At 32.4% G+C, this 14,422-nt stretch carries 15 protein-coding genes and 1 pseudogene; 12 read left to right on the forward strand and 4 right to left on the reverse strand.

Features of this window, described 5'->3' with window-relative positions:
* A pseudogene (locus tag AA81_RS04375) lies at window positions 1-258 on the forward strand (Rpn family recombination-promoting nuclease/putative transposase); the annotation flags it as partial.
* A 182-nt stretch (window positions 259-440) separates the two neighbouring features.
* On the opposite strand, the gene AA81_RS04380 reads toward AA81_RS04375, so the two are convergent.
* Window positions 441-1,223, reverse strand: coding sequence for a hypothetical protein (locus AA81_RS04380; protein ID WP_146050342.1), 783 nt, complete (start codon window positions 1,221-1,223; stop codon window positions 441-443).
* A 221-nt stretch (window positions 1,224-1,444) separates the two neighbouring features.
* Between AA81_RS04380 and AA81_RS14160 the strand changes: the two genes are divergently transcribed.
* Window positions 1,445-1,609, forward strand: coding sequence for a hypothetical protein (locus AA81_RS14160; RefSeq protein WP_169999612.1), 165 nt, complete (start codon window positions 1,445-1,447; stop codon window positions 1,607-1,609).
* Between the two features lie 5 nt (window positions 1,610-1,614).
* Window positions 1,615-1,932 (forward strand): ATP-binding protein, encoded by a 318-nt coding sequence (locus tag AA81_RS04390; protein ID WP_231282476.1) that lies wholly within the window; start codon window positions 1,615-1,617, stop codon window positions 1,930-1,932.
* Between the two features lie 125 nt (window positions 1,933-2,057).
* Here the strand turns inward: AA81_RS04390 and AA81_RS04395 are convergent, their stop codons facing one another.
* The 3 genes from AA81_RS04395 to AA81_RS14020 all read right to left on the reverse strand — a co-directional run bounded on the left by AA81_RS04395 (window position 2,058) and on the right by AA81_RS14020 (window position 4,189).
* A complete protein-coding gene (locus AA81_RS04395; protein ID WP_012208468.1) occupies window positions 2,058-3,194 on the reverse strand; it encodes an ISL3 family transposase in 1,137 nt (378 codons plus the stop codon).
* On the reverse strand, window positions 3,154-3,627 hold the full coding sequence (locus AA81_RS04400) for an ISL3 family transposase (RefSeq protein WP_012208469.1): 474 nt from the start codon (window positions 3,625-3,627) through the stop codon (window positions 3,154-3,156). The genes AA81_RS04395 and AA81_RS04400 overlap by 41 nt, the downstream gene beginning before the upstream one ends.
* A gap of 376 nt (window positions 3,628-4,003) precedes the next feature.
* A complete protein-coding gene (locus AA81_RS14020; RefSeq protein ID WP_146050343.1) occupies window positions 4,004-4,189 on the reverse strand; it encodes an IS110 family transposase in 186 nt (61 codons plus the stop codon).
* Between the two features lie 749 nt (window positions 4,190-4,938).
* On the opposite strand from AA81_RS14020, the gene AA81_RS04405 reads away from it, so the two are divergent.
* The 9 genes from AA81_RS04405 to AA81_RS04445 all read left to right on the forward strand — a co-directional run.
* Window positions 4,939-5,682 carry a DeoR/GlpR family DNA-binding transcription regulator gene (locus AA81_RS04405; RefSeq protein ID WP_012208470.1) on the forward strand — a complete coding sequence of 248 codons (744 nt, stop codon included), beginning with the start codon at window positions 4,939-4,941 and terminating at the stop codon, window positions 5,680-5,682.
* Between the two features lie 339 nt (window positions 5,683-6,021).
* Window positions 6,022-7,086, forward strand: coding sequence for a sugar ABC transporter substrate-binding protein (locus AA81_RS04410; protein ID WP_103898321.1), 1,065 nt, complete (start codon window positions 6,022-6,024; stop codon window positions 7,084-7,086).
* A 100-nt stretch (window positions 7,087-7,186) separates the two neighbouring features.
* Window positions 7,187-8,683, forward strand: coding sequence for a sugar ABC transporter ATP-binding protein (locus AA81_RS04415; RefSeq protein WP_012208472.1), 1,497 nt, complete (start codon window positions 7,187-7,189; stop codon window positions 8,681-8,683).
* Window positions 8,676-9,674 (forward strand): ABC transporter permease, encoded by a 999-nt coding sequence (locus AA81_RS04420; RefSeq protein ID WP_012208473.1) that lies wholly within the window; start codon window positions 8,676-8,678, stop codon window positions 9,672-9,674. The genes AA81_RS04415 and AA81_RS04420 overlap by 8 nt, the downstream gene beginning before the upstream one ends.
* 198 nt (window positions 9,675-9,872) lie before the next feature.
* Complete coding sequence (gene mtnA, locus AA81_RS04425; protein WP_041534034.1) at window positions 9,873-10,916, forward strand: S-methyl-5-thioribose-1-phosphate isomerase; 1,044 nt, start codon at window positions 9,873-9,875, stop codon at window positions 10,914-10,916.
* Between the two features lie 41 nt (window positions 10,917-10,957).
* Window positions 10,958-12,085: an extracellular solute-binding protein gene (locus AA81_RS04430; RefSeq protein WP_012208475.1), complete on the forward strand. Its 1,128-nt coding sequence runs from the start codon at window positions 10,958-10,960 to the stop codon at window positions 12,083-12,085.
* The gene (gene mtnK, locus AA81_RS04435; RefSeq protein ID WP_103898322.1) at window positions 12,086-13,303 is read left to right on the forward strand and encodes an S-methyl-5-thioribose kinase; all 1,218 of its coding nucleotides are present in this window, start codon (window positions 12,086-12,088) and stop codon (window positions 13,301-13,303) included.
* A 17-nt stretch (window positions 13,304-13,320) separates the two neighbouring features.
* Window positions 13,321-13,968 carry an L-fuculose-phosphate aldolase gene (locus AA81_RS04440; protein WP_012208477.1) on the forward strand — a complete coding sequence of 216 codons (648 nt, stop codon included), beginning with the start codon at window positions 13,321-13,323 and terminating at the stop codon, window positions 13,966-13,968.
* Window positions 13,969-14,254: 286 nt separating this feature from the next.
* Window positions 14,255-14,422: Rpn family recombination-promoting nuclease/putative transposase (locus tag AA81_RS04445; RefSeq protein ID WP_146050344.1), on the forward strand; the 168-nt coding region annotated here is incomplete at its 3' end.

Here is a 14,422-nt window from a genome sequence, read left to right on the forward strand (position 1 = left end):
ATAATGCCTGGAAGGGGTGAGATAGTTATGACGATAGCTGAAAAGTTGAGAAACGAAGGTAAATTAGAAGGAGAAAGAGAAGGGAAACTTGAAGAAAGAAGGGAAGTAGCTATAAAGTTATTAAATAAACGATTTGGAAAAGAATTTACACAAGAGATGAAAGAAAAGATAAAAGAAGCTGAAGAAAGAAGAATAAACCAAATAATTGACAACATATTTGAAATAACCATAGAAGAGCTAAAAGAAATATTGAAGTAATGGTAGTAGGTGAAACACTATCTGATATTTTTGGATAGGTAACAGGGCAACACCCTTTCCCATTTCCTCATAGGTGAGTTGCGGAGGGAAAGGGTAAAAGGCTTTTTTCCCTCATGGGTGGGCGGACCCACTTTGCATAATCGGGTACACTTTTCGCTTATTAAACGCAACTGACTTAATTATTAATCAGATATTATTATTTGTGGCTCTATGTCGCTATGATAATATAAAAATATTTTATCGAAATTATTTTCTCCTTTAGTATATGAATTAAGTATTTCTTTAATATATTGGATATCAACATCTACAAAAAATACTAAGTTGGGTGGAAAAGATGAGATTTTTATTAATAAATATATTTTATCAACTTTCTCTCTGTAAAGGGGGATTTTTTCAATCTTTTTATTTATTGCGAGTCTTAATTTCTCTTCATAATTAAATCCTATACAATTGATGCTTGTTGGAATTACTAATGGTTTCTTATAATCCTCTTGTATTGGTTCAACTTCTAAATATTTGCATATTAAAGAACTTTTATTTGATTCACAGAATTCTTCAAACGAAGAATATTCCTTATTTCTTCTTGCCATTATATATTTTTTGAATTCTTCAATAAAAGCTTTAATAAATTTGTTTTTGTTTATTTTGTTTATATCAGAATCCAATTTATTAGAGAAAGAAAACCATATTACACTTTTAATATTTTCTTCCTCCATATATTTTCGTACAATCTTATAAATCTCAATTTTTGAATCTAGACTTTTCATCATTTCTTCCTTAATAGCTTCCGTTATCTCTATCCCAATTTTTTGATTATCAAACTTAATTATAAAATCAGGAGATTCACTACAGTCTAATTGATAATTTTCAGGAAAAAGATGTTCATGAAAACTTTTATAATAATCGCTGAAAAAATCTTCTAATAGCTTAAATTCTTCCTTTTTCTTATCGTTTATTTTTATCACTCCTACCTTTTGTAGCATTTTCGATACTTTTAAGTGTTTTAGAGAGCATTTCGACAATTGGTCCAACAGCTGGTGCACTTACTAAACGAAAACTATACCTCCCTCTCAGACAAATCCTGTATAATGAATTTGGTCAAAAACATTGTACAGGAAAAGGTGAGGCTAAGGTACAATACAATTATATAAGATTTTTGTATTTTAACAAACACAAAAGTCAAAGAGTGATAGCAAAAGAAATGGGGATACACAGAGCGACGGTTAAAAGAGCTATCAAGAACCCAGAACAGAAGTATCATATGAACGTTAATAGAGATAAACCAGTAAATAGTGATTTTAGAAAACATATCAAACATTTGCTAGAACATAATTCAAAGGGAACCTCTTAGTTGAAATGCAGGAAGAACGACAACTAACGAAATTCCAAAAAAAGCTGATCAAAGTAGACTTACTAATAATTGATGAACTAGGATACGTGCAGTTATCCGACCAAGTTACACAACTCATGTTCCAAATATTCTCTGAAAGGTATGAAAAAGGATCTATCTTGGTAAACAGCAACCTTGAATTTGCAGAATGGGCTAAAATATTTCACGATGAAAGGATGACAGCAGCGATTATCGACAGGTTAATCCACAACAGTAAGATAATACTATTCAATGGAGAAAGCTACCGTTACAGGAACCAAAGGCGAGAAATTCAGCAAAATTGATAAATATTCGATTTTTCTCTTTTCATATGAAAAGAGAAAGAAAAGAACTTCTTCTTTGCATATGGTACATAATTAGGTTAGCAGGATGATACAGTATTCAGGTTCTTTCCGCTGATTGTTGAATCCTATCCATTATTTTCTAGAAAAAGAACTTTTTGTCTCAACATCTCAAATTTGTTTCTTCCATACATTATCCTTTTAACAACTTTCAGTTTATTCACAGAACCTTCTGCTAGTCCATTGTTGTATTCATATATGATGGCATTTCTAACCGCTTGCATATCTCTTTTTAACCCATTTACAAATTTATCTATCTTTCTGATCTTTAGATTATTAGCTTTTTCTATCCATTCTTCAAGTTTTTCAACGTTCTTTGATTTCAACATCTGTTTGAATTCATTTACTAAGTTTATTATACTTTCAATAACGGGGTATCTTTGAATGATCTTTTCATACAATTCTTTTGAAAGAGCTTCTACTTCTTCAACGGGTTTGTACAGTAATTTTATTAAATCTTTTCTTTTTACCCTTATTTCTTTTGGATCTTCAATTTTTAAATTTCTTTTTGCCAAATATATTCCAATGTTCGAATAACTACCTGTATAACCTTCACCTCTTATTATTTCAAATATCTCTTTGTTTGATTTTCCGCTTCTTTTCAATACTTGCATTTCCTCTTTATATGGATCCAGCATACCTGGGAGCCTTTTTCCTTTGTTCATGTTTGTGGGAGAAAAATCATTATCTAAATATTTATCCACAGTATTTCTATGTATGTTCAGTAATTTTGATATTTTCCTTTTTGAGTAACCTTTGCTGTATAATTCCCTAACTTCTTTGACTAACTTAAGTTTTGCCTTTTCTTTTTCAGAATGAACCACGTTTTTGTTATCATCAACCATCTGTTCAAAGTCCTGATCTTTTGTTTCTCCAACAACTAAAGAGGTACTGAACTTTTGATAGATGTACTCTTTGCAAGAATCCGTTAGATTTTTTATTAAATGGAACCCATCCGATATCTGAATGGCATCTGGATGGGCTTTCTCTATCGCCTTTTTATATGATATCGAACCGTCTCTTGATACCATTTGGATATTCTCGTATCCCTTTAGCCATTTTTCTACCTTTTCTGGTTCCCTTGAGTTCAACATATCCACCACTTTGTGAGTTTCCAAATCGATCATGATACTTCCATATCTTTGCCCTCTTTTTATTGCAAAATCATCGATACTTACCTTTTTTACTTTCCTTTTGTCTATCATGTGGATTATTTTTTTTTAATAAGTTGCATATCGAACTTTTTCCTATATCCGCTATATCTTTACTTATCAACTTAGCTGCTTGTACAGAACTCATATTCATGCTTATATTCGTTATTTCCTTTTCCAGCCTTTTCGTTCTTTTGAATTTTGGTTCCACAAAGTCAAGAGGTTCAGCAAACGTCTTTTTCTTACACTCTTTGTTTTCACAGAACATCTTTCTTCTTATTACAACTATCGTTGTTTTTTTACCTTGTATCGGTAAATCTTGAAAGCTTCTTTCATACCTTGAATGTACTTTTTTGGATGGTTTCCCACAATATGGACAGATTACTTCTTTTTTAGCTGATTTCACCCAAATTGTTATTCTATCTCCTGTTACTTCATGTTTAACGTATTCTAAGTTCTCATCCAACAACTTAACTATTTCTTCCATTCCCCTCATCCTCTTTTAAGTGATTTTCATCAATTATATCACCAGAGGCTAATCAAGTCAACCGTTGATGGAAAGAACCAGTATTCGGTTAGCCATAGCCAAAAGGAAAATGTTAAGAATAATAAAAATTTTTGATAATGTATGATAATATATGATAATATATGAATGATAATAAAATTATCAAAAGCCAATTAACGATATGCCAATTAGTAAAAATCAAAAAATTGTAAAAAAATTAGCGTAACTGACATTCCCTATACTTTCAAAAAAATGCGTAATAAATTCGAAAGATAAAAAATGAAATAATTTCCTGATTGACGTTTTCTCCAAGTCAGTCCTGTGAATTTAGCCAAACTATCATGAGATTAAAAGGAAGTTAAGAGTAGAACTCAGTCAAAGCGGGGCAAGATGTAGCACCATATATATCGGAAAAGGGCTTATCCCTATTATTCACAGCCAATTCACTGAATTTCAGATAAATGTTGGAAAGCATCCAATTCTTTTCAGAGACGAGTGTATGAACTAAATGGAACCTATGGCGTGTAAGTCTTTGTAAAGCCAAAAACTGAGAACCACGCCAATTGGATTTAGCTTTTGCATTAAGCTGGTACACAAGAGGTTTAAAAGGGCAAAGTTTCTTATTGGTTGACAGGAAATTGGCTATTTGAGTGCTGTAAAAAGATCATAAAAAAGGAACGTTTCTAAGCATCGAGAATATAAGCACTGGCTATCGAATCAAAGGAAATTGATATTAGTTAGTTAATCAAATTAGTTGACATAATAATTATGACAAAATTTTATAAAACACCTACTAGAATAAAGTTGTGAAACAATTAAAAATAAAAAGAGAAACATTGGATAGTTCATACAAAGGATGCAGAAAAAATATTAGATACTTAGTCTGAAAAGGTTAGATATAAAAAACCTACTACAAAGAAAAAGTAAGTAAATTCGACACCTATCTTTTAGATAACTTTTCGGGATAGAAAGTCGCAAAAAGATTTATAAAGGTTAAGTTCAAAGATAGTAGATTTGGCTAATTACATTTCATATCAAAAAAGAGCTGATATAAAAGTTAAGACAAATTAAATCACTGAATATAAAGAATAAAATTTGTAAATTAGGTGAAATTGTAGACAGAGAGATAAAAGAACTTAAGTAAAAAGACAGACAAAGTTTTGATATACGGAAGAAGATGATAATCATTCCTTAAATATTCTGTACCCAACAGAGAAAGCAAATTTGTAGAGTTACCAATAATATGGATAAAATTTAATAAATAATGATTAATTATGAAATGTGGTGATGCAAATGATTCCTTATACTAGAAGAAAAATCATTTTAGAATTATTACATTCGAAAGAAATTGTGTATCTGGATGAGATTAAGAATAAAACCAATGTGTCAATAGCTACTGTTCGTAGAGATGTAAAGACTTTAGCTACAGAGGGGCAGGTTGAAATCTTATCTGGTGGGGCAGTCAAATTAGTTATTAATATTGCAGAGAAATCATTAGAAGAAAAGATAAATCTTAATAAAGAGGAAAAAGAAATTATAGGTAGATATGTAGCTACCTTAGTTGGTGATGGACAGTTTATTTTTATAGGTCCAGGTACGACTGAAAATCACATCATCAAACATTTAAAAGGTAAAAATGTAACAGTTGTTACAAACGGAGCTTTTCATATCACTGAGTTTATAAAATATAAAATAAATTCTATATTATTAGGGGGTAATTTGTTGACAGACATTGCAGTTCTTGTAGGACCTACTGCAATGAATCAAGTTGCAAACATGAATTTTGATAAGTGCTTTATCGGTGCCTCAGGTATTACCTTTGACCGTGGTGTATCAACTTCAAATATCGAAGTAGCTGAGATAAATAGACTGGTAATTGAGAGATCAGAAGAAGTGTATTTTATTGGAGATTCTACGAAACTTGGTAAAAACTCAAGATATACATTTGCTCAAATAAATGAGGAGCAAAAGTTAATCACTACTAAAAAAGCACATGTGAAAGCATCATATGCCAAAGAAGTTATTTTGATTGATTAACATTAGAACTATAAGCCCGCTATTTAGCGGGTTTTATTTTACGGATTGAACATTGTTCAATTCTAATATTAGGTCTTAAGAAATGTGGCTTTTAAATTAATTTTATAGCCAAATATTTTTTAGTAAACTTTGTTCAATTTATAACATGTCAGAATATGCTACAATAATAGTCAAATTTCACTTTTTTATCTGGCATGATTATTTATAATTTTTTATGAAAAAAATAGATCTAATTATGGGAAAAACGTTGACAAAAATAAAAATATATGATAATATATGATAATATATGACAATAAATGATCAAACATTGTCATAAAATGATGAAAAGGAGAGAGAAAGATGAAAAGATGGCTTGGGGTTTTTTTATCAGTTGTATTGGTGTTTTTAGCGACTGTCGTTATAGCAGAAGATGTAAAGATTCCTGAAGCAATTGAAGGGAAAAAGTTAAGAATGGCCTTAGTAAAAGAGTGGGGAACAGGAACACATATGATTATGCATATCAATGGAACTAGAGCAGAAGCTGAAAGATATGGTATAGACCTTAGTGTGATTGATGCTAACAATAATCTTGCAAAAATGGCAGAAGGCATAGACAATGCTGTAGTAAATAAGATGGATGCAATTTTAATTTCACATGGTAAAGCGCCTGCTTTGCATGATGCAGTTGTAAGGGCTTTAAAAGCTGGTATACCTGTGATTGTTTTTGATAATGACTTTGATATTCCTTATGAAATTCACCAAGGAAAATTGGTTTCTATTGATCAGTATGACTTAATGATGGGTTTGCTTTCACAGATGTCTTTGGTTCAAGAATTAGATGGTAGTGGAAATGTTGTTTATAATAGAGTTGCTAATGTACCTCCAACAGAAAAAAGACATAGAATCTGGCAGGGAGCCATTTTACCCACATATCCAGGTATAAAGGTTGTCGCGACAATTGATCAAGGTACAAATAATCCAATGCCTAAAGCACAGGCGGCTCTTGAAACAATTTTAACAACAAGAAATGACATTGATGCTGTCTATGCAGTTTGGGATGAATATGCTAAAGGATTTTATAACGCAATACTTGCCTCGGGAAAAAAGATTCCATTATATTCTGTTGATATTTCTGATCAGGATTTAGCCATGATGCAGGAACACCCTGAAATTTGGAGATCATCTGCTGCCGTTGACCCCACAGTTGTTGGTCAAGTCCAAATTCGCTTGGCTTTAAAAGCAATAGCAGGTGAAAAGATTCCTAGGTATTACTCCTTAGAACCTGTACTGATTCATGTTAATGATTTACCACCAAAAGAAGAAAAACGGGTGACAATGGCAGATTTAGCTGATTATTACGATAATTGGGGCTATACTGAAGCTTTTCTGGAAGACTGGATGATAGCTTTAGAAAAGAGTTTTTAAGTAAGGCAAAATTAAAGTTTGTTGGTTTAAACCAACAAACTTTAATTATTATTAATATAATAATACTAAAAGTTTATTTAACATAAGGGGGTGATTAATGATGCTGGCAATGAAAAATATAACAAAGTCTTTCCCTGGTGTAAAAGCACTGGAAAATGTGGATTTTAATGTAGAATCAGGTGAAGTACACGCACTGATAGGGGCCAATGGTGCTGGTAAAAGTACGTTAATGAAAATATTAGCAGGTACTTACGAGGATTATGGAGGCGAAATACTGATTAATAATAATAAGGTAGAAATTAAGAATCCTATTGATGCAAAACGCAACGGAATTGTTATTGTATATCAGGAAGTAGATACAGCTCTAATCCCACATTTAACTGTTGCTGAAAATATCATGATGGATTACATTATTGAGGGGAAAAATGGCGTTTTAATTAACTGGAATGATATTAAAAAACGTGCAAAGAGAGTCATTTCTGAACTTGGTTTAGATATAAATGTGAACCAAAAAATTAATGAACTATCTCTTTCTGAAAAACAAATGGTTTTAATTGCGCGAGCTATTTTCCATGAAGCTAGGTATCTAATTTTAGATGAGCCGACTGCCCCTTTAAGTGTTGAGGAAACAAATAAATTATTTGATATCCTAAGAAAGTTAAAAAATGATGGTATGAGTGTTATTTTTATATCTCATAGATTAAACGAAGTGTTTCAAATGGCCGAAAAAATTACAGTGCTAAGGGATGGGAAGATTGTGGGAACATTCGATATAGATGATATGACTATTGATAAAGCTGTTGAAAAAATGTTAGGTAAGAAATTAGAAAATAATTACCCAAAAACAGAAACTAAAATTGGTGACACACTATTGGAAGTTAAGAATTTATCAGGTACTGGTGGAATTAACAACGTAAGTTTAACTGTAAGAGAGGGAGAAATAATTGGTCTGGCAGGCCTAGTAGGAGCTGGAAAAACAGAGTTATGCAAACTAATATTTGGTGAAGGGAAAATAAAAGAAGGTGAAATAAGATTAAAGGGTAAAAGAATAAACCCGAAAGCTCCTGCTGAAGCCGTTAGAGAGGGTTTAGTATTAGTTCCTGAAGAAAGAAGGAAAGAAGGAGTTTTAGTATATGAGTCTATAGAAACCAATATTACCTTGCCAACTCTGGAGAAATATTGTCGAGGCATTTTTATGCAAAAAAACAAAATTAAGCAAGTTTCAAGAGAAATTATCAAACAGGTTGGAATCAAAACACCTAGTGAAAAACAATTGGTAGCCAATTTAAGTGGGGGTAACCAACAAAAGGTTGCTACTGGTAAGTGGTTTTTATCTGATGCTGAAGTATTTATCTTTGATGAACTTACTAAAGGTGTTGACGTAGGATCTAAGGTAGAAATTTATGAGTTAATTGGGGACCTTGTTCAAGATGGTAAAGGTGTTATTTATGCATCTTGCGAATTTGGTGAGATATTAGGATTAACTGATAGAATTTATGTAATGTATAACGGTACAGTAGTAAAAGAATTAGTAACAAAAGATACTACAGAAGAAGAATTACTTTACTACGCTGCTGGAGGTGGACTAGATGAATAATACAAAAGAAAAAAAATTTGACTTATTTTTATTTTTATACAAATATGGAACAATTATTGTTATAGTAGCAACAATACTTTTTTTTTCAATTACTCTTGATAATTTCCTGAACTTTACTAACGTAACAAACATTTTAAGATCTATATCTATTGTTGCTTTAATCGCATTAGCTGTTACTATATCTCTTACCATCAATGGATTTGATTTATCTGTAGGAGCTATTGCTGGTTTCGCTTCTGTTATAGCAGCAAAAATTATGGTAATTTGGGGAATGGGTCCTGTGCCAGCTATTATTGTTCCCTTGATTGTCGGTGCATTAATAGGTGCAATTAATGCCTTTTTGATAATAAAAATGAAAATCCCAGATTTGCTTACAACCCTTTCCATGATGTTTCTTTTAACAGGAATATCCATAACCTTTCAAAGTGGATCAGCAATCTATAATTATATGCCTTTACCTAATAACGCTGGTATAGCGCCAGGAATTATGAGCGAAGCTTACTTGTTTATCGGCCGAGGGGAATTATTTCACATTCCAGTTCCTGTTATTATTATGCTTTCTGTGGTTATCCTGGTACATATATTCTTGAATCTAACTAAATATGGCAGATTCTTATATATGATAGGTGGAAATGAAGAGGCTGCCAGATTATCGGGGATTAATACTAACAAATATAAATTAATCGCCTATATGTTGTCTGGTTTAATTGCAGCTTTAGGTGGACTTGTATTAGGTGCTAGATTAGGATCTGGAGAGGTTGACGCAGGAAGTCCGTATTTAATGGACGCAGTAGCTGCTGCCTACATTGGGTTTTCAGTATTTGGTGCCGGAAAACCTAATGCTTTTGGAACATTATTGGGAGCATTATTAATGGGAACTCTTTTAAATGGGCTAATTATGATGGATTTCCCTTATTATTCTCAGGATATTGTAAAAGGTATTGTTTTAATTCTTGCCTTGACTCTTACTTATTATAGGCAAAAGAAGTAAAATTATAACCGGGCGGAGCCCTCCGCAACCAATACAAACTGGCTGCTGGGTGAAGGGGCTATAAAAAAGATTCTATGTAACTTAGAATGATGTAGGTATTTTAAAATTTTTTAGATTCTAGAAGTGTGGTTTAAAGAAGGTTTCAAAGTTGCTAAAGATTGTAAAATCATAATAATTGAGGAGGTTAGAATAATAGTTATGACCGTTGTTCCTGTTAAACTTAACGAACTAAAAAACAAATTAGTTATCATTGATCAAACTTTGTTGCCCAATGAGGAAAAATTTTTAGAATTAGATAATCCTGAAGAAATTTGGGAAGCAATTAAGAAGCTAAGAGTCAGAGGGGCTCCCGCCATTGGTATTGCTGCTGCCTTTGGCCTTTACGTCTCTACTTTAAAGTCCAAAGCTGCAAATGTAGCTCAATTTAAAAAAGAATTTGAAGAAGTCAGGGATTATTTTGCGACCTCAAGACCTACCGCTGTGAACTTGTTTTGGGCCTTAAAAAGAATGACCCGAAGGTTTGAACAAGAAGAAGATAAGACTGTTGATAAAATTAAACAAGCATTGCTTGATGAAAGTGAAAAAATATTTGCAGAAGATCAGGAAATGAGCAAAGCCATTGGTAAACACGGCTTGTCGTTATTGAAACCAGGTATGGGGCTTTTAACGCACTGTAATGCTGGGGGTTTGGCTTCATCAGGTTATGGAACTGCTTTAGCTCCAATATATTTAGGCCATGAAAAGGGTTATAATTTTAAAGTATATGCTGATGAAACAAGACCCTTATTACAAGGGGCCAGACTTACTACATATGAATTATACAAAGCTGGAATAGATGTAACTTTAATCTGTGATGATATGGCTTCTTTGGTTATGAAAGAAGGTAAGATTGACGCAGTACTTGTTGGTTGTGATCGAGTAGCAGCTAATGGAGACACAGCCAATAAAATAGGAACTTCTGGACTAGCCGTATTGGCTAAAGAATATGGTATACCAATGTACATTCTTGGACCTACTTCTACGATTGACTTAGATGCTTCTACAGGTGAGGATATTAAAATTGAACTCCGTGATGAAGAAGAAGTTGTTAACGGATTTGGTAGACGAACTGCCCTTAAAGGGGTAAAAGCTTACAATCCTGCTTTTGATGTTACTGATGCTAAATATATTACAGCAATCATTACTGAAAAGGGTATTGTTATGCAACCATATAAAGAAAGTTTGAAAAAGTTATTTGAATAATACAATAAAAAAGAGAAACAACGGGGAGTGTAAGAAAATTAATGGAGAAACAACTAAAAGTATTAGCTGTTGGTGATCCGGCTGTCTATGTCTATGTGGATGATAAATACAACTTTCTAAAGGAGTTTACTAAAGAGACGGGTGTTAAGATTTATTTTGATATAGTAAAATGGGTAGATTACTATCCTACCTTAATTAATTCTTTTCGTGAGTATAAGTATGACATAGTTATGGTTGCTGGACATTTATGGGTTAGTGAACTTGTAGAGAAAGGTAATCTACTAGAGTTAAGTAGGAATTTTGGATTAGATTATGATTATGAGGATATCATACCTTCTATTCGCGAGGAAATAGAGTACAATAAAAAAAAGTATTTGCTTCCATCTTTTTGTGATGGCCATCTCTTATTTTACAGAAAATCAGAGATTAAGGAAAACCTGGCTGAGAGAATAACAATTGATGAGTTAATCAAGATTGTTGAGAACAATACTGATAATCAGAAAAACACTTTTGTTTTAAAAGCTCATCCCTCAGAAATATTTTTAGATTTGTTACCATACTTACGTAATGAAGGAATAGATGCCTTTGATAATGATGGTAACCCCCTTTTTGATAATCAAAAAGGGTATTCTGCTCTCCAAAAGTATATTTATATGAAACAATATTCTCCGAAGAATGTAGATGAATTTGGTAATGAAGAAGTATTAAACGCAATTCAAAAAGATAAATGCAAATTGGGTGTTTCCTGGAGTGGTCAGCTTGGACAAATTATGAATGACCAGTGTATTAATCCAGAGGATATAGGTTTTATTTCATTAGAAACTTCCTGGAATACAACTTGGTCTTTTGGAATAAACCATTTATGTCAAGATCAGTTTTTAGCTGAAAGATTTTTGCAGTTTATAACATCTAAAGAGGTAGACAAAGCAGTAGGTGCTTATTGTGGTAATCCTACGCGCAATTCAAGTTTTGAAGAGGAGAAAGAAAAATACAGATGGTATCCAGTACTACAAAATATGCTTGAAAGGTCAAAACCTCTACCTCATTTGACAGTTACAGGACAATTAATAAGTATTACCACTAAAGAAATTGTTAAGGCTTTTAGACATATAATTAGTCCTCAGGAAGCTTTGAGAAATGCTGCCAATATAATCAGGGAGGTTGTTTAAATGGGGAACTATAAACCATTAACAAAACGGGAAGCTATCGAATACGTTAAACAGGTGCAAGGAATATTTTCTGATAATGCTGATTTAGAATGTGAAGAAATTGGAGATGGTAATCTTAATTTGGTTTTTCATATTTGTGACAAGAACTCAGATCAGAGTATAATTATAAAACAAGCACTGGATCATGTTAGAATTGTTGAAAGTTGGCCATTAACAAAAGAACGGGTCAGGTTCGAATATAAAGCCATGGATATTCAGGATAAGCTTACTAATGGAATGGTTCCAAAGGTATATAAATTTGATGAAGAACTGGCTTTAATTGTAATGGAAGATTTAAGTGATATGACTGTAATGCGCAAGGGGTTAATAGCAGGGGAAAAGTACCCACATTTTGCTGATCAAATATCCACCTTTTTAAGTAAAACTATCTTTTACACCTCCGATTTATATCTGGATCCTAAGGAGAAAAAGGAAAAAGTAAAAGAATTTATTAACCCAGAGTTATGTAAAATAACTGAGGATTTGGTTTTTACTGATCCTTATTATGATGCAGAGACTAATAATATTAATCCAGAATTACGCCCATATCTGGAAAATGAATTTTGGAAAAAGGCTGAGTTACATAAGGAAGTTACAATCTTAAAAGAGAAATTCATGACCAAAGCTCAATCTTTAATTCATGGGGACCTACATACTGGTTCTATTTTTATTAACCAGGAAGCTATTAAGGTTTTTGATGCTGAATTTGCGTTCTATGGTCCAAGTGGGTTTGACATTGGCGCAGTGATTGGTAATTTAATTTTAAACTATGCCTCCTGGACAGGCAAAAAGGTATCAAGAGAATTTAAAAATGATTATAGGAATTATTTACTGGAAACAATTAAAAATATCTGGAATGAATTCGAAATGAAATTTAGAAGTTTTTGGGATAAACATGCTCATGAAGTTATTAAGGCAGTGGATGGTTACCAGGATGCTTATTTAACACAATTATTACAGGACAGTATTGGAATGGGCGGTTGTAAAACAATGAGAAGATGCATTGGATTAGCTCACGTTGAAGATCTTGATGGTATTGAAGATTTAAAGAAAAGGGCTGAAGCCCAAATCTTTGCTCTTAAGATAGGCGAAGCAATGGTAATTCGAAGGAAAAAACTTAATAGCATTGAAGATTTTATTAAAATAGTCCAAAAAATAACAAATCAGGAAGATGCTTAATGTAGGAGGAGACAAAAATGTTACTAGCTGAAGAAAGGAAAATGATAGCAGAATATGGTAAGAAACTTATTGATTCAGGCTTGACTACTGGAACTGGTGGCAATATAAGTATTTTTAATCGTGATCAACAATTAATGGCTATAACTCCTTCAGGTGTTCCCTATCATAATATTTCACCAGAAGATGTGGCAGTTCTGGATTTAAATAATAACATTCTAGATAGCAACAAAAAACCTTCTAGTGAATACGAAATGCACAAAATATTTTATGAAAAGAGGAAAAATGTTACTGCAGTTGTACATACTCATTCGGTTTATGCAACTACTATTGCTTGCTTGAATTGGGAATTACCAGCTGTTCATTATCTCATTGGTTATGCTGGGAGTAAGGTTCCGTTAGCAAAATATGCCACCTTTGGAACAAAAGAGTTAGCAAAAAACGCTTATCAAGCTATGGGAAATTATAATGCCGTTTTATTAGCAAATCATGGGCTTTTAGCAGTAGGAAAGGATATAGATTGGGCTTTTAATACTGCAGAGGAAATAGAATTTACTTGTCAGATTTATTATCAGACTAAAACTATTGGTGAACCCGTTATTTTATCTTCTGAAGAAATGAAAAAAATCATGGAAAAATTTGATAGCTACGGTCAGATACAAAAATAGCTAAAGATTTTAAAACCCTAAATAACCTGTCAACATTTTATATTTTAATGTTTACTTTGTTTCGTTTAGTAAGCCTAAACGCTATCTAAAAAATAGATAGCGTTTTATTCATGCCTTAGATAAATCTTCTTACAAACCTTACAAAACATATACATTACCAAAATTATTATATTGGCAAAAACAATTCCTTAAATGGGCGGGCAGCGTGGAGAAGGGGCGCCTTAAAGCTTATTAAACAGGAGTTGGATAATAAAATAACACACCTTTAAAAACATATGGTATAATTATGTCGTACAAAACAAAGATAAAAGGACAAGATGGCTACATATACATTCTGATGGAACACAAAAGCTACATTGAAGGGAAAGTAATCTTTCAACTGTTGAGATATATTACGAGCATCTGGGAAGAAAAATACGATCCCAAAACAAAAAAGGTACCAATAATAATACAG

It is taken from the genome of Petrotoga halophila DSM 16923, assembly GCF_002924615.1.